Source organism: Xanthomonas sp. LF07-6 (assembly GCF_034105445.1).
GTDB lineage: Bacteria > Pseudomonadota > Gammaproteobacteria > Xanthomonadales > Xanthomonadaceae > Xanthomonas_A > Xanthomonas_A sontii.
The window spans coordinates 223,824-249,780 of record NZ_JAXGGI010000006.1; the positions used below are offsets into that span (position 1 = coordinate 223,824).

Annotated in this window: 18 protein-coding genes and 1 pseudogene; 15 read left to right on the forward strand and 4 right to left on the reverse strand. The window is 70.3% G+C overall.

Annotated features, from left to right (window positions below; genetic code table 11):
- Nucleotides 1-60: 60 nt before the first annotated feature.
- From SLW56_RS12175 to SLW56_RS12195, 5 genes and pseudogenes are all read left to right on the forward strand, one after another.
- Nucleotides 61-1,725: pseudogene (locus tag SLW56_RS12175) on the forward strand (quinoprotein dehydrogenase-associated putative ABC transporter substrate-binding protein); the annotation flags it as partial.
- Nucleotides 1,726-1,802: 77 nt separating this feature from the next.
- Complete coding sequence (locus tag SLW56_RS12180) at nucleotides 1,803-2,378, forward strand: c-type cytochrome (protein WP_152235602.1); 576 nt, start codon at nucleotides 1,803-1,805, stop codon at nucleotides 2,376-2,378.
- Nucleotides 2,375-3,388, forward strand: coding sequence for a beta-propeller fold lactonase family protein (locus SLW56_RS12185; RefSeq protein WP_267102961.1), 1,014 nt, complete (start codon nucleotides 2,375-2,377; stop codon nucleotides 3,386-3,388). Before SLW56_RS12180 ends, SLW56_RS12185 begins: the two co-directional genes overlap by 4 nt.
- 53 nt (nucleotides 3,389-3,441) lie before the next feature.
- Nucleotides 3,442-4,551 carry an S-(hydroxymethyl)glutathione dehydrogenase/class III alcohol dehydrogenase gene (locus SLW56_RS12190; RefSeq protein WP_267084146.1) on the forward strand — a complete coding sequence of 370 codons (1,110 nt, stop codon included), beginning with the start codon at nucleotides 3,442-3,444 and terminating at the stop codon, nucleotides 4,549-4,551.
- 17 nt (nucleotides 4,552-4,568) lie between these two features.
- Nucleotides 4,569-6,965 carry a TonB-dependent receptor gene (locus SLW56_RS12195; RefSeq protein WP_295913800.1) on the forward strand — a complete coding sequence of 799 codons (2,397 nt, stop codon included), beginning with the start codon at nucleotides 4,569-4,571 and terminating at the stop codon, nucleotides 6,963-6,965.
- A 445-nt stretch (nucleotides 6,966-7,410) separates the two neighbouring features.
- On the opposite strand, the gene SLW56_RS12200 is transcribed toward SLW56_RS12195, so the two are convergent.
- From SLW56_RS12200 to SLW56_RS12215, 4 genes are all read right to left on the reverse strand, one after another.
- Entirely contained in the window at nucleotides 7,411-9,393 is a 1,983-nt protein-coding gene (locus tag SLW56_RS12200) for a sigma-54-dependent Fis family transcriptional regulator (protein ID WP_043094693.1), read from the reverse strand.
- Between the two features lie 312 nt (nucleotides 9,394-9,705).
- Nucleotides 9,706-11,451 carry an XVIPCD domain-containing protein gene (locus tag SLW56_RS12205; RefSeq protein WP_267117887.1) on the reverse strand — a complete coding sequence of 582 codons (1,746 nt, stop codon included), beginning with the start codon at nucleotides 11,449-11,451 and terminating at the stop codon, nucleotides 9,706-9,708.
- A 43-nt stretch (nucleotides 11,452-11,494) separates the two neighbouring features.
- Complete coding sequence (locus tag SLW56_RS12210) at nucleotides 11,495-11,965, reverse strand: hypothetical protein (RefSeq protein ID WP_320694921.1); 471 nt, start codon at nucleotides 11,963-11,965, stop codon at nucleotides 11,495-11,497.
- Between the two features lie 547 nt (nucleotides 11,966-12,512).
- The gene (locus SLW56_RS12215; RefSeq protein ID WP_017911561.1) at nucleotides 12,513-13,445 is read right to left on the reverse strand and encodes a carbohydrate kinase family protein; all 933 of its coding nucleotides are present in this window, start codon (nucleotides 13,443-13,445) and stop codon (nucleotides 12,513-12,515) included.
- A 260-nt stretch (nucleotides 13,446-13,705) separates the two neighbouring features.
- On the opposite strand from SLW56_RS12215, the gene SLW56_RS12220 reads away from it, so the two are divergent.
- The 10 genes from SLW56_RS12220 (at nucleotide 13,706) to SLW56_RS12265 (ending at nucleotide 25,909) form a co-directional block, all read left to right on the forward strand.
- The gene (locus SLW56_RS12220; RefSeq protein WP_010343692.1) at nucleotides 13,706-14,752 is read left to right on the forward strand and encodes a rod shape-determining protein; all 1,047 of its coding nucleotides are present in this window, start codon (nucleotides 13,706-13,708) and stop codon (nucleotides 14,750-14,752) included.
- Nucleotides 14,753-14,922: 170 nt separating this feature from the next.
- Nucleotides 14,923-16,026: a rod shape-determining protein MreC gene (gene mreC / locus SLW56_RS12225; protein ID WP_320694908.1), complete on the forward strand. Its 1,104-nt coding sequence runs from the start codon at nucleotides 14,923-14,925 to the stop codon at nucleotides 16,024-16,026.
- Nucleotides 16,023-16,508 (forward strand): rod shape-determining protein MreD, encoded by a 486-nt coding sequence (gene mreD, locus SLW56_RS12230; RefSeq protein ID WP_010343694.1) that lies wholly within the window; start codon nucleotides 16,023-16,025, stop codon nucleotides 16,506-16,508. The genes mreC and mreD overlap by 4 nt, the downstream gene beginning before the upstream one ends.
- Before the next feature lies 1 nt (nucleotide 16,509).
- The gene (gene mrdA, locus SLW56_RS12235; protein WP_152180741.1) at nucleotides 16,510-18,570 is read left to right on the forward strand and encodes a penicillin-binding protein 2; all 2,061 of its coding nucleotides are present in this window, start codon (nucleotides 16,510-16,512) and stop codon (nucleotides 18,568-18,570) included.
- On the forward strand, nucleotides 18,567-19,673 hold the full coding sequence (gene rodA / locus SLW56_RS12240) for a rod shape-determining protein RodA (protein ID WP_017911558.1): 1,107 nt from the start codon (nucleotides 18,567-18,569) through the stop codon (nucleotides 19,671-19,673). Before mrdA ends, rodA begins: the two co-directional genes overlap by 4 nt.
- A 325-nt stretch (nucleotides 19,674-19,998) precedes the next feature.
- Complete coding sequence (locus tag SLW56_RS12245; protein WP_320694909.1) at nucleotides 19,999-21,339, forward strand: AcvB/VirJ family lysyl-phosphatidylglycerol hydrolase; 1,341 nt, start codon at nucleotides 19,999-20,001, stop codon at nucleotides 21,337-21,339.
- The gene (locus SLW56_RS12250; protein ID WP_320694910.1) at nucleotides 21,336-22,766 is read left to right on the forward strand and encodes a glycosyl hydrolase family 28 protein; all 1,431 of its coding nucleotides are present in this window, start codon (nucleotides 21,336-21,338) and stop codon (nucleotides 22,764-22,766) included. The genes SLW56_RS12245 and SLW56_RS12250 overlap by 4 nt, the downstream gene beginning before the upstream one ends.
- Nucleotides 22,767-23,040: 274 nt before the next feature.
- The gene (locus SLW56_RS12255; protein WP_320694911.1) at nucleotides 23,041-24,180 is read left to right on the forward strand and encodes an NAD(P) transhydrogenase subunit alpha; all 1,140 of its coding nucleotides are present in this window, start codon (nucleotides 23,041-23,043) and stop codon (nucleotides 24,178-24,180) included.
- A gap of 3 nt (nucleotides 24,181-24,183) precedes the next feature.
- Entirely contained in the window at nucleotides 24,184-24,498 is a 315-nt protein-coding gene (locus tag SLW56_RS12260; RefSeq protein WP_017909700.1) for an NAD(P) transhydrogenase subunit alpha, read from the forward strand.
- A gap of 4 nt (nucleotides 24,499-24,502) precedes the next feature.
- The gene (locus SLW56_RS12265; protein WP_295954314.1) at nucleotides 24,503-25,909 is read left to right on the forward strand and encodes an NAD(P)(+) transhydrogenase (Re/Si-specific) subunit beta; all 1,407 of its coding nucleotides are present in this window, start codon (nucleotides 24,503-24,505) and stop codon (nucleotides 25,907-25,909) included.
- Nucleotides 25,910-25,957: the final 48 nt, after the last annotated feature.

Consider the following 25,957-nt stretch of genomic DNA (forward strand, 5'->3'; position numbering starts at 1 on the left):
GGTGCGAGCGGGTGCCGGATGGCACCTGCCTCGCGGCGCCTGCCTGCGGGCGCGCGCGCCGTGTTGCTGTTGTGCAGCCTCGGACTCGTCGCCGCAGGCTGTACGCGCGAGCCGTCGTCCGCGACGGCTCGCGCTCCTGCTGCCCCGCCCGCCGCTGCGGCGCCGGCCTCCGCCGCGCCCGCCACGACGCTGCCGGCCGATGCGCCGGTGCTGCGGGTCTGTGCCGATCCCGGCAACATGCCGTTGTCCGATCGTGCAGGCGAGGGCTTCCAGAACAAGATCGCCCAGGTGGTGGCCGCGGAGATGGGCCGGCGCCTGGAGTACGAGTGGCGCAGCTACTACCAGCGCGGCCTGGCGCGCAGCACGATCAACGCCGGGCGCTGCGACGTGCTGATGGACATGAACAGCGATTTCGAAATGGGCCTGCCCACGCGCCCGCTGTATCGCTCCACCTATGTGCTGGTCACCCGCAAGGGCCTGGACCTGCGTCCTGCCTCGCTGGACGATCCGGCGCTGAAACAGCTCAAGGTCGGCGTGTTCCAGAGCTCGCCGGCGCGGCAGGCGCTGTTCGACCATGGCGTGCAGGGTGAAGTGCAGTACCTGTTCTATGATTCGGCGAGTGCGCCGCAGGAACATCCCGGCAAGCTCGCCGAGCAGGTCGCCGCCGGCAAGCTCGATGCCGCCGAATCCTGGGGACCGGTGGCCGGCTACTACGCCGCGCGCGGCGGCCTCGGCGTGGTGCCGCTGAACGTCATCGATAACGAGGTGCTGGAATATTCGATGGCGTGGGCGGTGTCGCGCAAGAACGCGGCATTGCGCGATGCGCTGAACGCGGCGATGCAGCGCAGCGCCGGCAAGATCGACGCGATCCTGCGCGACTATCACGTGCCGCTGGTGGCCTGCGCCGATTGCATCGTCGCCGGCAACCTGCGCTCGCACGGACCTTATGCGGCGCCCGACGACCAGGACGACACGCCGAGCGCGCAGGCCTCGTCGGACATGCTGGCGCAATTGCAGTTGCGCATCGCCGGCGGTGCCGATCCGAACGAGGAACTGGCGCATGCGCTGGACGCCGGCGATGGCGTGCGCGTGGCCTGGCTGCTGCGGCATGGAGCCAGCGCCGACAAGCCCAACCTGCTCGGCGAGCCGCCGCTGCAGCAGGCGATCCGCAACCAGGCGCCGCTGCTGGTCGGCGAGCTGCTGGCCGCCGGCGCCAAGGTCGAAAACCGCGACAGCAATGGCTGGACGCCGTTGATGAAGGCGGTCTGGTCCAACGACGGCAAGAGCGCCGCGCAATTGCTGGCGCATGGCGCCAAGGTCGAGGCGGTGTCCGCCGACGGCTGGACGCCGCTGGACCTGGCGATCTCCTACGCCGACGCCGACCTGGTACAGGCATTGCTCACCGCGGGTGCCAGCGTGCGCCGTGCCAACCCGGCCGGCTTCACCCCGGTGATGTTCGCGGTGGCGCGCAACGACCCGAAGATCCTCGATCTGCTGCTCAAGCGCGGTGCCGAAGCCGACCGTGCCAACCGCGCCGGCGTCACGCCGTTGATGCTGGCTGCCGCTGCCGGTCGCGAGGACAGCGCCCGGCGCCTGCTCGCCGCCGGCGCCAGCGCCGATGCGCGCGACGCCGACGGTAAGACCCCGGCGGCGCTGGCCCAGCAACGCGGCAATGCCGAACTCGCCCACCTGCTGACGGAGGCCCAGCACCGACGCACGCAATGACCGTTTTCCGCCGTTCCGTACACGCCGCTCGCGCGGCCTGCTCCTCCCATCGTGCACTCCGCAAAGGTTCTGCTCCCATGCGCTCTGCTTCCGTCCGTCGTCGTGCCGTCTCCGTGCTGTTGCCCGTGTCCCTGTTCGCCTCGCTCCTGTTGCTGGCCGCCTGCGGCAAGCAGGAGACGCCCGCCGCGCCAGCGGCCACACCCGAGCCGGCTGCGGCGCCGGCGCCTGCACCGGCCTCTGCGCCGGCGGCGACCGCGCCCGCCGCCGCTCCTGCCGCCGCACCGGCCCCTGCTGCGGCGGTGACGCCGATTCCGAAGGGACCGCCGGTCAAGGTCACCCCGGAGCTGGTCGCCGAAGGCAAGGCGCTGTTCAACTCCGCCGGCTGCACCGCCTGTCACGGCGGCACCGGTGGCGGCGGCATGTGTCCGCCGCTGACCAACGACATCTGGGTGTACGGCAGCGACGACGACACCTTGCGTACGCTGATCACCGAAGGCACCGCCGGCATGACCGCGCATGGCAAGACCCGGATCGGCCACGAGAAGGTGGTCGGGCAGATGCCGCCGTTCGGTCCCGTGCTCAAGCCGGGCGATACCGAGAAGCTGCTGGCCTTCATCCATTCCATCAACAAGACCGCAGGCGCCACGCAATGAGGAAAGCGTTGCGCCTGTCCGCCGTCGTCGCGCTGTCGCTGTTCGCTGCTGCGTGCCAGCGCACCACCGCGCCGACGGCGGGGGCCGATGCGGCGGCGCCTGCGGCCGCGACCGCGACCGCGGCGCTGGCCTACGTCCCGAACCAGCGCAGCGGCACCATCTCGGTGATCGACACCGGCAGCGACCAGGTGGTGCGCACGCTGTCGGCGCAGGGCCAGCTCGGCAAGCGCCTGCAGCAGGTGGTGCCGGGGCCGCCCGGGCATCTGTACGTCATCGACGCGCAGGGCCATCGCCTGCTGGACCTGGATACCGTTCAGGACCGGGTGCTGCGCAGCGTCGACATCGGCGAGAACGCCGAAGGCGTCGCCGCATCGCCGGACGGCCGCCAGCTGGCGGTGTGCGTGGAGGGGCAGAACCAGGTGATGCTGATCGACCCGGCCAGCTTCACCATCGGCGCGCACATCGCCACTCGCGGGCAGGCGCCGGAACACTGCGTCTACACGCCGGATGGCGCGCTGCTGCTGACCAGCAACGAAGGCTCCAACGACCTGGACGTGATCGACCTGAAGGCCGGCGCGTCCACCGGCGTCATCGCCACCAGCGGGCATCCGCGCGGCATGGCGTTCGCGCCGGACGGCAAGACGGCGTACGTGGCGCAGGAAGCGGCCAATGTGGTCGACGTGATCGACCTGGCGGCGCGCACGCGCGTGGCCAGCATTCCGGCCGGGCAGCGTACCGCCGGCATCGCCATCGCCCGCGACGGCAGCCGCGTGTACGCGTCCAATGGCGCCGGCACGGTCAGCGTGATCGATCCGGCCGCGCGCCGTGCGTTGGCGGAGATCCCGGTGGGGCAGCGGCCCTGGAACCCGGCGCTGAGCCCGGACGGCAAAAAGTTGTACGTGGCCAATGGCCGTTCCAACAGCGTCAGTGTCATCGACACGGCGGCGATGAAGGAGATCAAGCAGATCGCGGTGGGCGAGATGCCATGGGGTGTGATCGTGGCGCAGTGAGGTGAGGCGAACGGCGCTCTCGGGCGCCGCGACGGGAGGCGGGGAGAGCCGGAATGAAGACGCGAGCCGCGGTCGCCTGGGCGGCGAACCAGCCGCTGGCCATCGAGGAAGTGGATCTGCAGCCGCCCAAGGCCGGCGAAGTGCTGGTGCGCATGGTCGCCAGCGGCATCTGCCACGGCGACGACATCGCCCTGTCCGGTGCCGATGCCGATACGGCATTCCCGGTGATCCTGGGCCAGGAAGGCGCCGGCGTGGTCGAAGAGGTCGGCGTCGGCGTCACCAGCGTGCGCCCGGGCGATCACGTGATCCCGCTGTACATGCCCGAATGCGGCGTGTGCAAGTACTGCCGTTCCAACCGCACCAACCTGTGCCAGGCGATCCGAAGCACCCAGGACCGCGGGCTGATGCCCGACGGCAGCAGCCGCTTCTCGCTGCATGGACGCCCGCTGCTGCACTACATGGGCACCAGCACCTTCGCCGAGTACACCGTGCTGCCGGAAATCGCGGTGGCCAGGATCCATCCGGACGCGCCGCTGGACAAGGCCTGCCTGCTCGGCTGCACGGTCACCACCGGCATCGGCGCCGTGCTCAACACCGCGCGGGTGCGTCCGGGCGAGAGCGTGGCGGTGTTCGGACTCGGCGGCATCGGCCTGTCGGTGGTGCAGGGCGCGGTGATGGCGCGCGCCGAGCGCATCATCGTGGTCGACATCAACCGCGACAAGTTCCCGCTGGCGCGCGCGCTGGGCGCCACCGACTGCCTGGATCCGAAGGATTTCGGCGCGCCGGTGCAGCAGGTCATCGTCGACCTCACCGACGGCGGCGCCGACCACAGTTTCGCCTGCGTCGGCGACGTGCGCGCGATGCGCGCGGCGCTGGAGTGCTGCCACAAGGGCTGGGGCGAAAGCATCATCCTCGGCGTGGCGCCGAGCGCGCAGGAGATCAGCACGCGGCCGCTGCAACTGGTCACCGGCCGCGCCTGGCGCGGCAGCGCGTTCGGCGGGGTCAAGGGCCGCAGCGAGCTGCCGGCCTATGCCGAGCGCTACCTGGCCGGGGAGATCCGCATCGACGAACTGATCAGCGAAACCCTGCCGCTGGACCACATCAACCGCGGCTTCGAGGCGATGCGCGCCGGCCGCGGCATCAAATCGATCGTTCTCTACTGAGCCCTCAAGGAACCGGCATGACCCACACCCCAGGACCGCATACTCCGCCGCCGAGCCTGCTCGCGCTGGCCGTCGCCACCGCCATCGGCCTGCTCGCCGCACCGGCGCACGCGCAGACCACGGTCAACGCCGACGACGCGCAGATCACCGCGCTGGACCGGGTCGAGGTCACCGCCACGCCGATCCCCGGCACGCTGATCGATGCCGATCTGTTGCCGTACACGGTGCAGACCGCCAATGTCGACGACATCGCACGCAGCCAGGCCGGCAACCTCACCGACTTCCTGCTGCGCGAAATGAACGGTGTGGACACCAACGAGGTGCAGGGCAGCCCGTTCCAGACCGACCTGACCTTCCGCGGTTTCCGTGCCTCGGCCTTGCCGGGCGCCTCGCAGGGCGTGTCGGTGTACCTGGACGGTGTGCGCATGAACGAGCCGTTCGCCGACATCGTCAGCTGGGACATGATGCCGGAGGCGGCGATCCGCAGCGTCGCGCTGATGCCGGGCTCCAACCCGCTGTTCGGTCCCAACACGCTGGGTGGCGCGCTGGCCTTCACCACCCAGTCCGGCCTGACCGCGCCTGGCCTGCGCGCCGACCTGTCGGTGGGCAGCGGCGCGCGCAAGCGCCTGGATGCGTCCTACGGCTACGCCGGTGCCGACGGCCTGCATGCCTTCGTCGCGGCCACCGGTTTCGACGAGAACGGCTGGCGCGACGCCTCCGCCGGCCGCCTGGGCACCGTATTCGGCAAGTTTGGGCGGCAGGGCGAGCGCACCGACTGGGACGTGTCGCTGCTGCACGGGCGCAGCCGCCTGGTCGGCAATGGCCTGCTGCCGAGCTATCGCTACACCGACGAGGGCACCGAGCCGGGGCTGTACGAGGCCGATCGCGCCGCGGTCTACACCTCGCCGGACCTGACCCGCAACCGCAACACGCTGCTCACCGGACAGTTCGACCATCGCTTCGACGAGCGCACCGCACTGCATCTGCTCGCCTACTACCGCCAGGGGCAGCGCGACACCGTCAACGGCGACATCAACGACGACTACGAAGAGTTCGTCGACGATTGCGCCGACGGCTACGCCGCCGACGGCACGCCGCTGGACGCCGGCTGCACGGTGTCGCGCGCCGATGCCGACGCGCTGCACAGCGGCGTGCTCAACACCACGCAGATGCGCCAGCACGCCGAGGGCGTGGCACTGAACCTCAGCCACCAGGCCGGCGCTCACGCGCTGAGCATCGGCGCCACCTACGACCGCAACCGCGTGCGCTACCGGCAGTACGAGCAGGAGGCGTTCGTGCAGGACGATCGCTCGGTGGTCGCCGATCCGGACGAGGATCGGGAGTTCTTCTCCGGCGTCGACGGGCGCAGCAGCACCCTGGGCCTGTTCGCCGCCGATACCTGGGAGCTGAGCGAGGCCACCCACCTCAATGCCGCGCTGCGCTGGAACCGCGTCGCCGTCGCCAACACCCTGTCCACCGCCGACGACGGCGTGCTGCCGCGCGAGCGCTTCGTGTTCGCCAAGGCCAATCCCTCGCTGGGCATCACCCAGCGCCTGGGCGACGGCTTCACCGCGTTCGCCTCGGCCTCGCAGAACAGCCGCGCGCCGACCGCGATCGAACTCGGCTGCGCCGACCCGGAACAGCCGTGCCGGTTGCCGACCGGGCTGCAGGCCGACCCGCGCCTGGAGCAGATCGTCTCGCGCACCTACGAGCTCGGCCTGCGCTGGAACCCGACGCCGGCGCAGACGCTGAACGCCTCGCTGTACCGCGCCGACAACCGCGACGACATCCTGTTCCTGCGCGCACCCAATTCCCAGCAGGGCTATTTCGACAACGTCGACCGCACCCGCTATCAGGGCGCCGACCTCAGCTACCGCGGCAGCCACGGCGCGCTGCGCTGGTTCGCCGGCTACAGCTACCTGGACGCCACCTACCGCAGCGCCGGCGAACTGCTCTCCGGCGAGCGCACGGTGACCTTGCGGCCGGGCACGCGCATCGCCGGCCTGCCGCGCAACACGCTGAAGCTGGGCGTGGACTGGCAGGCGCTGGCGCAGCTGACGCTGGGGGCCGACTTGCGCGCGGTGTCGCGGCGCGTGGCCAGCGGCAACGAGGACGGCCTGGTCGAAGACCCCGAGGAAGGCGAGGCGCCGGCACGCCACGACCTGTCCACCGGCGGTTATGCCTTGCTCGACCTGCACGGCACCTGGGAACTCGCCGAAGGCCTGTCGTTGTACCTGCGGGTCAACAACGTGTTCGACCGCCGCTACGAGACGTATGCGGCGATCGCCGAGGACCTGTTCCCGGGCGGCGCCCTGGCGCGCCCGCAGGACGCTGCGGTCGAGGACGGCCCCTCGCGCTTCGTCGCCCCCGGCGCCCCGCGGCAATACCAGGTCGGTTTGCGCTGGCGCTTCTAGCGGGCGGTTTGCGGTTCGTGTGGTGGCACCGCTCGGCGCGTGCCATCCGCCGTGTCCACACGGCTGCACGCCAGCCGGCGCGGGCGACTGGCGCGGCTGAAGCCGCTCCTGCCTGGGTTCGCGCTTGGTCACCGGCGCAGGGCTTCCTGCAGGAGCGGCGTCAGCCGCGACCTCGGACGGAACCTATCCGGCTCCGTCCGCAGTCGGGACTGAAGTCCCTCCCACAGTGTGCGATCTCAACGACCCGCAAGCTGTTGTCGTAAAAACGGTTGTCGTAGGAAGCGGCTTCAGCCGCGACATCGAAGCCAGACGTCCTCCAGCCGCCTCAACGGTTGGGACTCCAATACCCCACAGCACTCACGCCGCTACCGAATGGCAAGACGCGACAGGCGGGGCTTCATTCGCGACACGCAGCAAACCCCTTGAATCGCGATGCCGCCGCCGCTCAAGCCGTCGCCAACCCGTGCTTGCGCAGCTTGCGATACAAGGTATTGCGGCTGATGCCCAGCGCATCGGCGGTGCGGCTGACGTTCCATCGGTGACGCTCGAGCTGCTGCTGCAGCACGCTGCGCTCGGCACTGTCCAGGGCGACGCGGCCGGGCATGCCGTCGCCGGCATGCGCATCGTCGCCGAGCAGGCATGGGCCGCTGTCGGCATCGACGATTTCCTGCGGCAGGTTGGGGATGCGGATGACGCCATCGGCGCACAGCACCGCCGCGGTACGCAGCACGTTGCGCAGCTGCCGCAGGTTGCCGGGCCAGGCATAGCTGAGCAGCTTGTGCAGGGCGTCCTCGCTGATGCGCACCGTCTGCTCGCCGCTCTCCTCGCGCAGCAGGGTGCGGATCAGTTCGGCCTTGTCGCTGCGCTCGCGCAGCGGCGGCAGGTGCAGCACCACGCCGTTGAGGCGGTAGTACAGGTCCTCGCGGAAGCCGCCGCTGCCGACCATCTGCGCCAGGTCGCGGTGGCTGGCGCTGATCACGTGCAGTTCCAGCGGCACGGCGCGGTCGCTGCCCAGCGGGGTCACGCTCTGTTCCTCCAGCACCCGCAGCAGGCGCGTCTGCAGCGGCAGCGGCATGTCGCCGATCTCGTCCAGGAACAGGGTGCCGCCGCTGGCCTGCAATAGCTTGCCGTGGCGTCCTTCGCGCGCGGCATCGGTGAAGGCGCCGCGCGCATAGCCGAACAGCTCGCTCTCGATCAGCGCTTCCGGGATCGCCGCACAGTTCACCGCCACGAACGGGCGGTCGGCCCAGGGCGAGCTGCGGTGCACCGCCTTGGCGAACTCTTCCTTGCCGGTGCCGGTGGCGCCGCACAGCAGGATCGACACGCGGTGCTTGGCCAGCTTCAGCGCATTGTCCAGGTTGTGCAGCATGCGCGGATCGGAGCCGACATGATCGTTGGCGCGCGCGGCCTGGCCGTCCTCGCCCGCGGCGCGCGTTCGGCCGGCAGCGCTGCGCGCACGCGGCGGCTGCGCCAGGGCGAAGAAGCGGCGGCCGTGGCAGGCGCAACGGATCGACCACAACGTACTGGCGTCTTTGCGCGCGCGCTGCTCCAGCGTGTCGAAATCCAGCTGCATCACCTGGGCGATGTCGCGCCCGACCAGCGGCGAACGGTCGGGCTTGCCGAGCTGTTCCAGCGTGGCCTCGTTGACCGCCAGCACGCGGCCGTCGCCGCCGACCGCGATCAGCGCCTCGTGCAGCAGGCCGGCGAACTCGGGGCGGCTGTGGAAGCGCAGGATCCACGCATGCCGGTACTGCTCCAGGAAGTACGCGCGGGCGATCTGCGCCGCCGACATGCGCACCAGCGCGCCGGTATGGCGCTGCACCAGCTTGGTGTCGCGTGCGTCGGGCGTGGAGGCGTCCAGCACCGCCAGCAGATGGCCTTGCGGGTCCAGGATCGGCGCGCCGCTGCAGGACAACGGCAGGTGCCGCTCCAGGTAGTGTTCGCCGCGGTGCACGCTCAGCGCACTGCCCTCCACCGCACAGGTGCCGATGCCGTTGGTGCCCTGGTAGCGTTCGGCCCAACTGGCGCCACAGAACAGCCCGGTCTCGCGGAACGCACGCAGCAGCGCCGGATCCTGCACGCTGTGCAGGACCGTGGCCTCGGTGTCGGCGAACACCACCGCGTAGCTGCCGCCGGCGATCTGTTCGTAGAGATTTTCCATCTCCACCTTGGCGATGCGCAGCAGCGCCTCCAGCCGCTGCTGGCGCTCGCGCAACTCACCGTCGTCATGGACCATCGGCGAGGGGTGGGTGTCCGGGGCCAGGCCGTACTCGTCGAGGCAGCGCCGCCACGAGCGTGCCAGCGCCGGCGGCAAGGACTCGATCTGGCGGAAATGGCGCATGCGCGCCAGCGGCGCGCAGTCGGCCTCGGCGGCGGATGGTGCGACGACCTTGGCTTGCGCGAGGCTGGCGACAGTCGACTCGGACATGGGCGCGCTCTCGTCCCCCCCAGGGGCCCTTGCGCAAGTGACGCACAAACCAGGCCTGGGCTCAACCCGCAGTGCAGCAAAGCGATGGCGTCGCCCGCCGTCGATCCCCCGGTCGCGCTGGGATCCTCGCTCCATCATGACTGTCGGTGGGCGTGCAGGACACGCCGCGCTCCGGCAGCGCCATGTCGTAGTGCATCCGCATCCACCGTCGCGCGGGGGGAACGGCGACGGTGCGAATCGAATCGAGTGCCGCACCGCCTGCTACGCAGACGGCGCGCTGCGCGCTGCCGCATGCGCCCGGCCGAAGTCGGGTTATGCCAGTGCCGGGCCGTTGCGGCTCGGTGCGTCCCGCTCGCGCGCCAATTCCTGCTGTTGCGTGAGTTGCCGTTCGCGGTCGATCGCCTGGTTCGCGGCCTGCAGTCGCTGGTCGGACTGCTCCACCGGAGTGGCGAGCGCCACTTGCACATCCACGCTGGCGCGCTTTTGCGCCGGGTCGCGCTGTTCACCTTCGACCACCACCAGATGGCCCTTCTCGGTGAGCGCCACGCGATCGGCCCGTTCCAGTGCGTTCGACGCCAGCGGCGCGTTGCCGGGGCCGCCATTGTCCCGGCAAGCGGCCAACGCAGCACGGCTCAGGCGTTCGCTGGCCGCATCGTACGGTTTGCCCAGATCCTGGTCGATCCTTCTGACGCCCTCGCGGATCTGCTCGAGCAGCGCATGATTCCGGTGGCTGGCGTCGTTCGGGCCGGGCGCCGACGCCGGAGCGCGATCCGGCGCAGGCGTTTGCGGTTGCTGCTGCTCGCTGCGTTCGCGCAACTGCGCCGGGGTCGGTACGTGCAGCAGCGTTTCGCTCTTGCCGTCCTTGCGCAGTTGAAGATCCACGCTCTGATCGGCATTGCCGACGCGCTTGACCTCGTCGCGCTGCACCGCGCTCCACTTGCCGCCGACGAAGGCGGTACCGTGACCGTTCCCATCGAAGACGACCACATCGTTGTCCGCGCCGAACAGGCTCGACGACTGCGCGACCGTCTTGCCGTTCCGGCCTTTGAGGTTGTAGCCGAACGCACTGTCCTGGTCGAGGGCGCTGATCAGTTTTGGCGACTGGCCGTTCTGCAGGAACAGGGTCTTGGTCGCGTTGTACTGATGCAGCGCATCCGCGTGCGCGGTATCGCCCTTCAGGTCGACCGGGCTGCGCAATGGGTCGGCGGAGACCGCCGCAAAAGCATCATGCAGGGGATTTCCAGGCTGCGCCGCACGGAGCTTGTTGAACACCTCGGTACCTGCGAGCGCGTGGTGGACGCCGCTCTCGATGTAGTCGGGCACCACCTCGCCTTTCTTGTTGGTCTTGTTCGGCAGCAGCGCGTCGACCTTGTTCACCACGTCCTCGACGCTGCCGAGGCTGCCGTCGTTGATGCCCTTGAGGATCTTCGGATACTGACTCTTGCCGGCCTGGTTCTCCAGCTTCATCAGCACGGTGGCGTACTTGGCCTGGTCGTCCAGGCTCGCGTTCTTGTACAACTCCGTCTGGCGCAATTGGTGCAGCGCGCCGCCATGGTCCTTCTTGCCGTCGCCTTCGCGCATCAGATGGTCGATCTGCGTGCGGTCGCGATCGTGTACGAATTGCACGCCTGCATCGGAGGCCAGGAAGGTATTGAGGTTCTTGAGCACGGTTGCATCGGGTGCGCGGCCGTTGTCCGCGCGGATGGCATCGCCATTGCGCTGCAGATCGGAGATCGTCTGTGTTCTTTGGTTTTCCGACAGCGCCAGACTCGGAGTCTGCCGGGCGGCCCATGTCTGGTAGGCATCCACCAGCGTCGGGACGACGTCCGGATGTGCGCCCAGGTCGGTCTGCAGCGTGCCGATGCTGAAGCCGCTGTTGGCCACCGGCTTGAGCGTGTTGCCCTCGATCGATCCGGCGAACGACAGGTGATAGGCCACATTCTTGGAGCCCAGGCTGCCTTCCGAGGCCACGCCGATGGCGAAGTAACCCAAGGTCTTGAGTTGCGCGTCGGTGAGTTGCGGCCTTGCCGCGGTGGGGGCGGTGTTTGGATCGGACATGTCGCTGTTCCCCGATGGTGTGTCGTCCCTGTAGACGCTCGCGTTAGCCTCTGCCTTCTCCGCAGAGCTTGAGGTTGGTGCGTGCGGCGCGGATCACGCGGAGGTAATCGTCGACGAGGGCGGGCGTCATGCCATCGCTGATGGCGTCGTCGCTGCGCTTGGCGTCGTCCTGGTAGGGCGCCAGCGTCTGCCGGCATCCGGCATCGTCGCCGAGTTTATGCTGGGTCAGCGCGTAGTCGTTGCGGATGGCGCCGGCGTCGCTGAAGCTGAGCGCCGCCACGCAGTCGCGATAAAGCGGCGCGAGCGCCGCTTCGGCACCCGCATAGTCCTTGCGATCGTAGGATGCCTGGAAGGCCTTGCGCGTTCGCTGCATGGCTTCAGGCGTGCAGGTCGCAGCCTGTTTCAGATAGTCGCCTGCGAAGCTGCCGTTGCCGCCGCAGTACTCCCGGCACGCGCTCTCGGCGCCGGCCGTGGCGGACACCGCCACGCCGTCTGCCTTGGGTGCGAACTGCAGCGTGCAGGTGCCGTCGTCGACCGTGGCCTGGGTTCCGTGCAGCGTGCCGCTGAAGCTGCAACCGGCATCGACATTCTGCGTTTCGAGGGTGAAGCGTGCATCGGGCTGCACGGTCAGCTGGCCCCAGCCGGGCTGGGTGGCATAGCGGCCGGCGGGCACTTGCGCGGCCGCCGCATCATGCGTCGCAGCAGGCGCCGTCGGGCCGTTCGCGGCAGGCGCGGGGGCGGTCGGGGGCACGGAGGGAGTCGCGCTCGCGGGTGCCTGGGCGGCGTTGCCGCAGGCGCACAGGGTAGCCGCGCAGCAGAGGGAGAGCAGCAGTCCACGCGGGATCGGTGCGGCGGCCAGGATCCTGGCGGTCCAGCGAGGCGCGGTGTCCATCCGATCATTCCATCGACGCGGGCGGCCGAGTCTAGCCCCGCCCGGATCGGCGCCGCAAGCCTGGATGCCGCGTCGCAATCGGTCGTGGAACGGCGGCCCGCCGGGTAGGCGTCCGGCAAGCGCGATGGCCAGGTGTCGACGCTGCCGTTCCGCCGGTAGTGCCCCAGCCTTACAACGCGTAACCGAACTGCTGCTTGAACTGGTCGTTGAATTCGTCGAAGTCGAAGCGCTGGTTCTGCGTGCCCGGGTGCTCGACCTTCAGGGCGCCCATCAGGTTGCCCATGCGGCCGATGGTCAGCCAGTCGCAGCCGCGCTGGATGCCGAAGATCAGGCCGGCGCGGAAGGCGTCGCCGCAGCCGGTGGGGTCGACCACGCGGCGCTCGTGCGCCGGCGGGATGTCGTAGGTCTTCTCGGGGGTGTGGACCAGGGCGCCCTTGGGGCCCTGGGTGGTGATGTAGGCCTGCACGCGCGAGACGATGTCCTTCTCGTTCCAGCCGGTGCGCTCCTGCAGCAGGTTGGACTCGTAGTCGTTGACCACCACGTAGTCGGCCTGCTCGATGAACTGGCGCAGCTCCGGGCCGTTGAACAGCGGCATGGCCTGGCCGGGGTCGAAGATGAACGGCACGCCGCCGGCGCTGAACTCCTCGGCGTTCTGGATCATGCCCTCGCGCCCGTCCGGGCCGACCAGGCCCAGGGTCACGCCCGGCACGTCCTTCACGTGATTCTCGTAGCTGCGCATCATCGCGCCCGGATGGAACGCGGTGATCTGGTTGTTGTCGTGGTCGGTGGTGATGAACGCCTGCGGGGTGAACAGCTCCTCGATCACCTTGACCCGCGACAGGTCGATGCCCAGCGCCTGGAAATGCTCGCGGTACGGGCCGAAGTCCTGGCCCACGGTGCCCATCGGGATCGGGTGGCCGCCCAGCAGGTGCAGGTTGTAGGCGATGTTGCCGGCGCAGCCGCCGAACTCGCGGCGCATCCGCGGCACCAGGAACGACACGTTCAGGATGTGCACCTTGTCCGGCAGGATGTGGTTCTTGAACTGGTCCGGGAACACCATGATGGTGTCGTAAGCGAGAGAACCACAGATCAGTGCAGACATCGGGCAGGCCTTGGCGGAGGAATGAGCCCGCATTCAGGCGGGCGAGGGGCGGGGTCGCCGCGGCGCAAAGGGTAACGGCTGCGGCCCGGCAGGGCCAGAACCACGATCCATCGCGGTCCCGCCGATACCACGCAACGCGTGGTTTTAGCGAGAATTTTCCTTGCCCGCTCCCAGGCGGGTTGTTAGGCTAGCGGACTTCGTTTTCTGCCCATTTTTTCGCCATTCTGGCGACGGCGCGCGCCCCAGGACCCAATCCCCCGATGTTCAAGAAACTCCGCGGCATGTTCTCCAACGACCTGTCCATCGATCTGGGCACGGCCAACACCCTCATCTACGTGCGTGGCCAGGGCATCGTGCTGAACGAACCGTCGGTGGTGGCGGTGCGCCAGGACCGGGCGATCGGCGGCACCCGCTCGGTGGCCGCGGTCGGCGCCGAGGCCAAGCAGATGCTCGGCCGTACGCCGGGCCACATCACCACCATCCGCCCGATGAAGGACGGCGTCATCGCCGACTTCACCTACACCGAGGCGATGCTGAAGCATTTCATCAAGAAGGTGCACAAGTCGCGCTTCCTGCGCCCCAGCCCGCGCGTGCTGGTGTGCGTGCCGGCCGGCTCCACCCAGGTCGAGCGCCGCGCGATCAAGGAATCGGCCGAGGAGGCCGGCGCCCGCGACGTGTACCTGATCGAGGAACCGATGGCCGCGGCGATCGGCGCCGGCATGCCGGTCACCGAGGCGCGCGGCTCGATGGTCATCGACATCGGCGGCGGCACCACCGAGGTCGCGGTCATTTCGCTGAACGGCATCGTCTATTCGCAGTCGGTGCGCATCGGCGGCGACCGCTTCGACGAGTCGATCACCAATTATGTGCGCCGCAACCACGGCATGCTGATCGGCGAGGCCACCGCCGAGCGGATCAAGCTGGAAATCGGCTGCGCCTACCCGCAGGCGGTGGTGCAGGAGATGGAGATCTCCGGCCGCAACCTCGCCGAGGGCGTGCCGAAGATGATCAAGATCAACTCCAACGAAGTGCTGGAAGCGCTGCACGAGCCGCTGTCGGGCATCGTCTCGGCGGTCAAGCTGGCCCTGGAGCAGACCCCGCCGGAACTGTGCGCCGACGTCGCCGAGCGCGGCATCGTGCTGACCGGCGGCGGTGCGTTGCTGCGCGACCTGGACCGGCTGATCTCCGAGGAAACCGGCCTGCACGTGCAGGTCGCCGACGATCCGCTGACCTGCGTGGCCCGCGGCGGCGGCCGGGCGCTGGAACTGGTGGACATGCACGGCAACGAGTTCTTCGCGCCGGAGTGATGGTGAGGCTGGGAATCGGGAATGGGGAATGGGGAATCGAATGCCCCATCCGCACCGATGCCCCAGTACCCGCGTTCACCGCCGTATCCGCGCCCCGGCCCGATCGAGCCGGGAGCGCGCCGTTGTTGTTCGATTCCCCACTCCCGATTCCCCATTCCCGGCTTTAGCCCGTGCCTCCTTACGCCGGTCCTCCCGTCACCGCCCGCCCCGGCGAATCCGCCAGCACGCCGCGCCTGCTGGCCTACCTGGCGTTGGCGCTGGTGCTGATCGTGCTCGACGCGCAGGCCGACTGGCTGGCCCGCCTGCGCAGCCAGGCCACGGTGCTGGTGCAGCCGATCTGGGCGCTGGCCGGCCTGCCCGGGCGGCTGGGGTCGCAGGTGCAGGAGAACGCGGCCAGCCACGCGCAGCTGGTCAAGGAAAACCGCGCGTTGCGCAACGAACTGCTGATCGCCAAGGCGCGCCTGACCCGGCTGCAGACCGCGGCGCTGGACAACGCGCAGCTGCGCGAACTGCTGGGCGTGGCCGAGCGCCGCGGCCTGGACGTGCAACTGGCGCCGATCCTGGACATCGACCTGGACCCGACCCGGCAGCGCCTGGTGCTCGATGCCGGCAGCCGCGACGGCGTGCACGTCGGCCAGGCGGTGATCGACGCCGGCGGCCTGATGGGCCAGGTGATCGCGGTGACCCCGCTGCACTCCACCGTGCTGCTGCTGACCGACCCCGACCACGCGGTGCCGGTGACGGTGGCGCGCAACGGCGTGCGCCTGATCGTCTACGGTCGCGGCGGCAGCCTGGAACTGCGCGACATCCCGCTCAGCGCCGGGGTCGAGGTGGGCGACGAGATCGTCACCTCCGGGCTGGGCGGCCGCTTCCCGGCCGGCTTCCCGGTCGGCACCATCTCCGCCCTGCGCCCGGACGACACCCACGCCTTCCTGGTCGGCGAGCTGAAGCCGGCGGCGAAGCTGGACCGCGGGCGGGATGTGTTGTTGCTGAAGAGCCGGGAGTGGGGAATCGGGAATCGGGAATTGGCGAAGCCGGCGTCCGCGGCAGCGGAAGGCGCCTCGCCCGTGGCTGGAGCAGCGCAAGGCGGTGACACCAAGCCAGCGCAGGGCGCGGCTCCGGCCGCAGCCGGAGCTGCGGTCACTGCGTCGCCGAGCGCGCACCCGTCCGGCAACGCGACCACCCCGCCGCCGACCAAGCCGGCACGCGCGACATCCGATTCCCGACTCCCCATTCCCGATTCCCACCCGGCTCCAAAGGAGACGGGCCAATGAGCCGCTTGCGCAGCAAAGGCTGGGTGCTCCCGGTCAGCGTGATTGTGGCGCTGTTGCTGGGGTTGATGCCGTTGCCGCTGGTGGTGCAGCCGCTGCGGCCGTACTGGCTGGCGCTGGTGGTGGCGTACTGGGTGATCGAGACCCCGGACAAGGTCGGGCTGGGCTTCGCCTTCGCGGTCGGGGTGCTGGCCGATCTGCTGTACGGCGGGGTGCTGGGCGAGCAGGCGCTGCGCCTGGTGATCCTGAGCTTCATCCTGCAGCGCTTCCGCGCGCGCATCCGCTTCTTCCCGATGTCGCAGCAGGCGCTGGCGATCGGCGGCCTGCTGGTCAACGACCGCATCGTCGCCGCGGCGGTGCACCTGGCCGTCGGCGAGCCGACGCTGCCGTGGAACTACTGGTGGGCGCCGCTGCTGGGCATGGCGCTGTGGCCGCCGCTGTTCGTGCTGCTGGACGCGCTGCGGCTGGGCCGGCGGAGCAAGTAGCATGGCCCTGCATCCGCGCCGCGCGCAGAAGAACCCGCACGCCGAGGCCGAGCAGTTCCGGCGCCGCGCGGCGCTGGGGTTCCTGTGCGTGCTGCTGGCGCTGCTGGGCCTGGGCGCCTGGTATTTCAAGCTGCAGGTGCTGGACCACGACATCTACGCCACCCGCTCGGACGCCAACCGCATCAAGCCACGGCCGGTGGTGCCCGGGCGCGGCATGATCTACGACCGCAACGGCCGCCTGCTGGCCGAGAACGTCCCCGCGTTCCGGCTCGACGTGACCCCGGACAAGGTCGCCGACATGGACGCGCTGCTGGCCGAGCTGGGCAAGGTCATCGCGCTGTCGCCGGAAGACATCGAGCGTTTCCAGGCCGCGCGCAAGGCCAGCCGCAGCTTCCGCCCGATCACTCTGAAGCTGCGTGTCAGCGAGGAGGAGCGGGCGCGCTTCGCGGTGGACCGCTGGCGCTTCCCGGGCGTGGAGCTGGAACCCTACCTGACCCGGCACTACCCCTACGGCGACCTGTTCGCGCACATCATCGGCTACGTCGGCCGCATCGACGAGAAGGACCTGGAGACGCTGGGCGAGGGCAACGCGGCGCTGACCCACATCGGCAAGTCCGGGCTGGAGCGCTATTACGAGGAGCAACTGCGCGGCAAGGTCGGCTACGAGCAGGTCGAGACCAACGTGCAGGGCCGCGCGATCCGCACCGTCGGCCGGGTGCCGGCGCAGTCCGGCGCCGACCTGCGCCTGTCCATCGACGCCGACCTGCAGCGCGCCATGGTCGCCGCGTTCGGCGACTACCAGGGCTCGGCCATCGCCATCGATCCGCGCACCGGCGAGATCCTGGCGATGGTCAGCCTGCCGTCCTACGACCCCAACCTGTTCGTCAACGGCATTTCCCACGCCGACTTCCAGGCGCTCAACAGCGACCCGTCGCGGCCGCAGTTCAACCGCCTGGTGCTGGGCGGCGTGGCGCCCGGCTCCACCATCAAGCCGTTCATGGGCCTGGCCGGCCTGGACAGCGGCACCCGCCGCCCGGAGGACAAGATCCTCTCCACCGGCATGTTCTACCTGCCCGGGGTCAGCCGCGGCTGGGGCGACTCGCACCGCGGCGGCCACGGCTGGACCGACCTGCGCAAGTCGATCGCGCAGTCGGTGAACACCTACTACTACAAGCTGGCCATCGACATGGGCATCACCAAGGTCGACCAGTACATGACCCGCTACGGCTTCGGCGTGCCCACCGGCATCGACCTGGTCGGCGAGACCGGCGGCATCGTGCCCTCGCCGGCGTACAAGGCCAAGAGCCGCAAGGAAGCCTGGTACCCCGGCGATACGGTCAACATCGCCATCGGCCAGGGCGACTGGAAGGTGACCCCGCTGCAACTGGTGCGCGGAGTCGCCGGCCTCGCCGATGGGCAACTGCGCACGCCGCACCTGGTGATGGCCACGCGCCAGGCCTTCGACCAGCCCTGGGCGCCGGTGCAGCCGGGCACGAGCAAGCCGATCAGCGACAACCCCGGCAATCTGCAGGCGGTGCGCGAAGGCATGATGGACACCATGCGCCCGGGCGGCAGCGGCTATTCGATCACCGTCGGCGCGCCCTACCAGATGGCCGGCAAGACCGGCACCGCGCAGGTGGTCAGCCGCAAGGGACTGGCCGCGGTCGATCCGCGCAGCCTGCCGATGCACCTGCGCCACCGTTCGCTGTTCGAGGGCTTCGCGCCGGCGGAGCGGCCGACCATCGCCCTGGCGATCGCGGTGGAAGGCGGCGGCTACGGCGCCAGCACCGCCGCACCGATCGCGCGCAAGATCTTCGATGCCTGGCTGCTCGGCCGACTGCCGCCCGGGGTCGAGCCGCTGGACAGCCTGCGCGGCGCCACCGCGTTCGGCAGCCACCTGTACTACGCAGAAGATCCCGGCTCGCGCGCCGCCGCCGACGCGGTCGCCCTGGCCGCCGGCGAACGCCCGGTGCTGATCGGCCAGGCCGAGGTGGACGCCGCGGCGGTGCCGCTGCCGGCTGCGCCGCCGCCGATCCCCGACGAGATTCCGGACGAGCGATGAAGGATTTCCTGCGCTGGCTGGTCGAGATCGGCGGCCGCTTCACCCGCACCCTGGACTGGCCGCTGTGCCTGGCGCTGGGCGCGCTGATGGCGATGGGGCTGGCGGTGCTCAAGAGCGCCGGCGGCATGCACCTGGTGATGGCGCAGGGCGCGCGTTTCGCCATCGGTGCGGCGGCGATGTGGAGCCTGTCGCGGGTGTCGGCGCTGCGCCTGCGCGCCTGGACCCCGCTGATCTACGCGCTGTCGATGCTGCCGCTGCTGGCGGTGTTCGTGCTGGGCACCGGCAAGTACGGGCGGCAGTGGCTGGACCTGAAGGTGTTCTACCTGCAGCCGGCCGAGCTGTTGAAGATCAGCATGCCGATGATGGTGGCCTGGTACCTGCACCGCATGCCGCTGCCGCCGCGCATCCCGACCGTGCTGGTCAGCGCGGTCATCATCGGCATTCCCACCGCCTTGATCATGCTGCAGCCGGACTTCGGGACCGGCGTGCTGATCGCCGCCAGCGGTGGCTTCGTGCTGCTGCTGGCCGGCCTGCCGTGGTGGTGGGTGGGCATCGCCGTCGGCGGCGTCGCCGCGGCCGCGCCGGTGGCCTGGCTGTGGCTGCTGCGGCCCTACCAGAAGGACCGCATCATGATGTTCCTCAACCCGGAGAACGACGCGCTCGGCGCCGGCTGGAACATCATCCAGTCCAAGATCGCGATCGGTTCCGGCGGCCTGCACGGCAAGGGCTGGGGCATGGGCTCGCAGTCGCACCTGAACTTCATTCCCGAGCAGACCACTGACTTCGCGTTCTCCGTGCTCAGCGAGGAGTTCGGCTGGATCGGCGTGGCCACGGTGATGACCCTGTACCTGATCGTGATCGGGCGCTGCCTGTGGATCGCCTCGCAGGCGCGGGACACCTTCTCGCGGCTGCTGGCCGGCGCCACCGGCCTGGCGTTCTTCGTCTACGTGCTGGTCAACGGCGGCATGATCTCCGGGCTGCTGCCGGTGGTCGGCGTGCCGATGCCGCTGATGAGCTACGGCGGCACCTCGGCGGTGTCGTTGCTGGCCGGGCTGGGCCTGGTGATGGCGGTGAAGGCGCACCGCCCGGTGCACGGCTACTGAACCAGCGCACGGCGTTCGACGCGCGCTGGCTTAACCGCAACCTTGCAGGCAGGTGACGGCATTATTGCGGCGCATGTCGTGCATCCGCACAATGCGCGTCGATGCCACGTGACGCGCGCCGCTCCCCCCGGCCCACAGGTGTGCAGGAACTTCCGGGTAGGCAGGTGCGACCCCGCGCATCCATCCCAGCCCACATCGCCGAGGCATCCTCCGCAGCGCATCCGCCGATCCGGGCTCCGGCCCACCCGTCTGCGTCGTCCGCCGCTGCCTCGTCGTTCCCGTGGTTGTCCAGAGGCTCGGCGTTGGCCGGGATGGATGCGTGTCGATGAAATTCCTGCGCGTGTTGCTGTTGACGAGCGTGGTGCTGGGCCTGAGCGGCTATGCACTGCTGCGCTATTACTTTCCGCCGGGGGCGCTGCATGCCCGTGGCTACGGGCGCACGACCCTGGTGCATCCGCAGGGGGCGCCGCAGGGCCTGGTGATCCTGCTGGCCAGCGGCAGCCCGGCGCAGCGGCAGGACGCCGCGCGGCGCATCGCCGCCAGCGGCGCGCTGGTCGCGGTGGTCGACGGCCAGCGCTATCTGAAGCACTTGCGCCGTGGCGGCCACGGCTGCGACAAGGCCTGGCACGATGCCGAACGGCTGAGCCGGCGGCTGCAGCGGCAGTTGCACGGCGACAGCTACTACCTGCCGGTGCTGGCCGGCACCGGCACCGCCGCGACCCTGGCCGCGCGCATCGTCGGCGCGGCGCCCTCGGCGACCCTGGGGGGCGCGATCGGCGTGGCGCCGGCACCCACCGAGGTCTGTGCCGGCACCGCCGCCGCGACCGCAGCGCAGGGCTTTGTCGACACCGTGGCCGCGCCGGCCGACGGCGGCGTGGATGCCGCGCTGGCCGCGCGGGTCGCCGCGCACCTGCATGCGCGCGGCCGTGGCGGGGCGCTGGACGATCTGCCGCTGACCGAGCTGCCCTCGGCGACCCCGGGCGCAGCGCTGGCCATCGTGCTGTCCGGCGACGGCGGCTGGCGCGACATCGACAAGGGCATGGCCGAAGCGCTGCAGCGCCGCGGCATCGCCGTGGTCGGCTGGGACAGCCTGCGCTACTTCTGGCGGGCCAAGCCGCCGGCGCGGGCCAGCGCCGACCTGAGCCGGGTCATCGCCTACTACCAGCAGCGCTGGCGTCCGCAGAAGATCCTGCTGGTCGGCTATTCCTTCGGCGCCACCACCCTGCCGTTCATGGTCAACCGGCTGCCGCCGGCGCAGCGCGAGCAGGTCGGCCTGGTCGCGTTGCTGGGCCTGGAACACAAGGCCGATTTCCAGATCCGCGTGCGCGGCTGGCTCAACCTCGGCGACGACGACGACGCACTGCCGGTGCAGCCGGAACTGGCGCGCATTCCCGCGGCGCAGTTGCTGTGCGTGTACGGCGACAAGGAAAAGGATACGCTCTGCCCGCAATTGCGCGCGCGCGGAGCGGAGGTGGTGGTGTTGCACGGCGGTCACCATTTCGATCAACACCCGGCCGGGCTGGCGACGATCGTCGACGACCGCTGGCAGCAATTGTCCGCCGACGCGCGCCTGCCGGTCGCCGAGCTGCCGGAGCCGCGTCCTGCGGCCGCCGCGGCGTCGCCCGCCGCCACGCTGCCGCCTTCGCACGCCGCGCTTCGGCAATGAGCAAGCCTGTGCGCGTCGCGCTGGTGTCCGGCGGCGTACTCGCCGCCGCTGCGTTCGTCAGCGCTGCCGCGACCGGCGATTCCCGCCACGCGGTCGAACCGCACTTGCCGCCGGTGTGCATGGCGCTGGATGCCACCCTGCAGGCGCAGCAGCGCCGCTTCACCGACGCGCTGGAGCGCCGCCCGCCGGACACCGCACGCATCCAGGCCGCGCTCGACCGCTGCGCCGCCGGTGCGCACGGCGCGGTGCTGCTGCGCGCCGGCAGCGGCAACGCCTTCCTCAGCGGACCGTTGACGATCCGCAGCGACACCACGCTGTCGATCGACAGCGGCGTGACCCTGTTCGCCTCGCGCCAGCCCGCCGACTACCAGGTGCCCGGCCGCAACGCCTGCGGCCAGGCCGCGGCCCGCAGCGGCGGCTGCCGCGCGCTGATCACCCTGCAGGGGCGCAGCCTGGGGGTGATGGGCGTGCGCGACGGCGCCGGCCACCAGGGCACTATCGACGGCCGCGGCGACCTGCCGATGCTCGGCGGCAGCGACAGCTGGTGGCAATTCGCGCGCGGCGCCAAGGCCGCCGGCCAGACCCAGAACGCGCCCGACCTGATCCGCGCGCAGGACGTCGCCGATCTGCAGCTCTACCACGTCAACCTGGTCAATGCGCCGTACTTCCACGTCTTCGTGCACGGCGGCGACGGCGTCACGGTGTGGGGCGTGCGGGTCAGGGCGCCGGCCAACAGCCCCAACACCGACGGCCTGGATCTGGACAGCGTGCGCAATGCGACCCTGGCCGACAACGACGTGATGGCCGGCGACGACGGCATCGCGATCAAGACCAGCGCCGCGCGCTCGGCCGACATCACCGTGCGCGATTCGCGCTTCTACGGCACCCACGGCATCTCCATCGGCAGCGAGGTGATGTACGGCGTCGGCAACGTGCTGGTGGACGGCAATCGCCTGGTCGGCCACGACGCCGACGGCATCGTCGCCACCGACAACAACGGCCTGCGCATCAAGACCGGCCTGGTCAAGGGCGGACCGGTGCGCGACGTGCTCTACCGCAACACCTGCCTGTTCGATGTGGCCAAGCCCCTGGTGATCACGCCGCGGTACGGCCACGACCACGGCGGCAGCCGCAGCGGCAGCGTGCCGAGCTTCGCCGGGATCGTGGTCGACGGACTGCGCGCGCAGGACACGCCCGCCGGCAAGGGCAGTACGGTGCAGGGCTACAGCGCCGCGACACCGCTCGAGCTGGTGCTGGCGCACGTGGCCGCCGATGTCGCCACGCTGCATGCCAGCAATGCGCGCATCGGCGTGGACCAATCCGACCTGCGCTTGAGCGAGGACAGCAGCGCGGCCTCGACCTATGCGACCACGCTCGCCGGGTCGATTCCAGCCTGCAGCAGCGCGCCGGTGTTCCCGGCCCTGTAGCCCGCGCGCGCAACGCCGGCGGCCACTCGGCGCGCGCCCGCGTGGCGCGAGCGGTCGGTGCCCGCGTCTTGCGGCTTTGATGGCGTGCGCCGCCACGCACTGCAATCGTCCGCACGTGATGCCATCGCCCTGTCACACGGCAGCGTTCCGCCGCCTAGCGGCGGACATCGCGCGCGTTCTTTTGCGCGTGATGCGGCAGCGCGCTTGATCCGGATCAATGCCCGCGCGTCGGCCGGCGCGCACAGTGCACGCGTCCTCCAAGCGAGCCGCGATCATGGCGTTCACTGTTGCAGTCCTGAGGGAAGAACAGGCCGAGGAGCGCCGCGTGGCGATGGTGCCCGCGGTGCTGCCGAAGCTGGCCAAGTTGGGCGCGCAGTTGCGCCTGCAGGCCGGTGCCGGCAGCGGTTCGCGACTGCCGGATGCGGCCTATGCCGGCGCCACCGTACTCGACGATGCGCAAGAGGTGGTGGCCGGTGCGGACCTGCTGCTGGCCGTGCAGGCGCCATCGCTGCGCACGGTGGCGGCGCTGCGCCCGGGCAGCATGCTGATCGCGATGCTGTACCCGGCCAAGCTGCCGGGCCTGCTGGAGCTGCTGTGCGAACGCCGCATCACCGCCTTCGCGATGGAGACGGTGCCGCGCATCAGCCGCGCGCAGGCGCTGGACGTGCTGTCCAGCCAGGCCGCACTGGCCGGCTACTACGCGCCGCTGCTCGGCGCCGTGCATCTGCCGCGCATCCTGCCGATGATGACCACCGCGGTCGGTTCGCTGCGTGCCGCGCGCGTGCTGGTGATGGGCCTGGGCGTGGCCGGCCTGCAGGCGCTGGCCACCGCGCACCGGCTAGGCGCGATTACCGAAGGCTACGACGTGCGTCCGGAAACCCGCGAGCAGGCGCAGTCGGTCGGCGCGCGCTTCGTCGACACCGGCATCGATGCGCGCGGCGAGGGCGGCTATGCGCGCGAACTCAGCGCCGAGGAGCGGGCCAAGGCCACGGCGGTGCTGACCCAGCACATTCAGCAGGCCGATCTGATCATCACCACCGCCAACGTGCCCGGGCGCACCGCGCCGATCCTGATCGACCGCGAGCAGATCGCCGGCATGAAGCCCGGCGCGGTGATCGTGGATCTCGCCGCCGACAGCGGCGGCAACTGCGAAGGCAGCGTGCCGGGGCAGACCGTGGAGGTCGGACCGGTCACCCTCGTCGCCCCGCGCAACGTGCCTTCGGCGCTGGCCCAGCACGCCAGCGAGCTGTACGCCAAGAACCTGCTGGGGCTGCTCGACCTGCTGGTGCGCGATGGCGCACTGGCGCCGGACTTCGACGATGCGGTGGTCGCCGGCACCGCGCTCACCCATGACGGCCGCCTCTGCCACCCACCGGTGCCGGCCGCCGCGCCCGTTCCCACCAAGGAGTCCTGAGTCATGTCCCTCGATCTGTCGATGAGCTGGCTGATCGCGTTGTACGTGTTCATGCTGGCCGCGTTCACCGGCTACGAAGTGATCGGCAAGGTGCCGTCGATCCTGCACACGCCGCTGATGTCCGGTTCCAACTTCGTCCACGGCATCGTCGTGGTCGGCGCGATGCACGCGCTGTTCAATGCCGACACCGTCGCCGGCCAGGCGATCGGCTTCGTCGGCGTGTTGCTGGGCGCCGGCAATGCCGCCGGCGGCTACGTGGTCACCGACCGCATGCTGGCGATGTTCAAGCCCAGCGCCGCGCCGGCCGCGAAGGAGTAGCGCCATGCTCTCGCTCCTGGTGGAACTGAGCGGGTTCGCCGCCGCATTGCTGTTCATCCTCGGCCTCAAGCGCATGTCCTCGCCGGTGACCGCGCTGCGCGGCATCGTCCTGGCCGGGATCGGCATGCTGGTGGCGGTGGCCGCCGCCTTCGGCTATCTCGCCGACCTGCAGCCCGCGGCGCGTCCGCACGCGCTGACCAACCTGGCCCTGGCGCTGCTGGCGTTGCTGCTGGGCGGTGCCTGGGCCTGGCGCAGCGGCCGCCGTGTCGCGGTGACCGCGATGCCGCAGATGGTGGCGCTGTACAACGGCATGGGCGGCGGCGCCGCCGCGGCCGTGGCCGCGGTCGCGCTGACCGCGCGGCAGCCGCAGCAGGGCGGCCTGCACCTGGCGGTGACCGTACTCGGTGCGCTGATCGGCGCGATCTCGCTGTCCGGCTCGGTGATCGCCTGGGCCAAGCTCGATGGCCGCATCAACACCGCGTGGCGGTTCAAGGGCCAGAGCGCCTTCAATGCTGCGGTGTTCCTGGCCGCGCTGGTGCTGGGCGCGCTGGTGGTCACCGGCACGGGCGGCGCCTGGGCGGCGCCGGCGTTCTTCATCGCCGCGCTGGGCTTCGGCGTGCTGATGACGCTGCCGATCGGCGGCGCCGACATGCCGGTGGTGATCTCGCTGTACAACGCCTTCACCGGCCTGGCGGTGGGCCTGGAAGGCTTCGCCCTGCAGAACCCGGCGCTGATGATCGCCGGCATGGTGGTCGGCTCGGCCGGCACCCTGCTGACCGTGCTGATGGCCAAGGCGATGAACCGCTCGCTGGGCAACGTGCTGTTCAGCAATTTCGGCGACGGCGCCGCCGTCGTGCAGGGCGACGTGCAGGGCCGCATGACCGCGGTCGAGCCGGGCGATGCGGCGACGTCGATGCGCTACGCCTCCAGCGTGATCATCGTGCCCGGTTACGGCCTGGCCGTGGCGCAGGCGCAAGGGCGGCTGTACGAACTGGTGAAGCTGCTGCAGGCCGCCGGCGTCGACGTGAAGTTCGCCATCCATCCGGTCGCCGGGCGCATGCCCGGGCACATGAACGTGCTGCTGGCCGAAGCCGGCGTGCCCTACGACCTGATCTACGACATGGAGGACATCAACGACAGCTTCGCCAGCACCGACGTGGCGCTGGTGATCGGCGCCAACGACGTGGTCAACCCGGCGGCGCGCACCGACAAGGCGTCGCCGATCTACGGCATGCCGATCCTCAACGCCGACCAGGCGCATCAGGTCTACGTGATCAAGCGCGGCCAGGGCAAGGGCTACGCCGGCGTGGAGAACCTGCTGTTCTACGGCGACAACTGCGACATGGTCTACGGCGACGCCGCCGCGGTGCTCAACCGCATGGTGCAGGCGGTGAAGGAACTGGCCGCCTGATCCAACCGCTTCCCGCGTCGGCGCGAGGCGTCCGGCGCTTTCCGACCT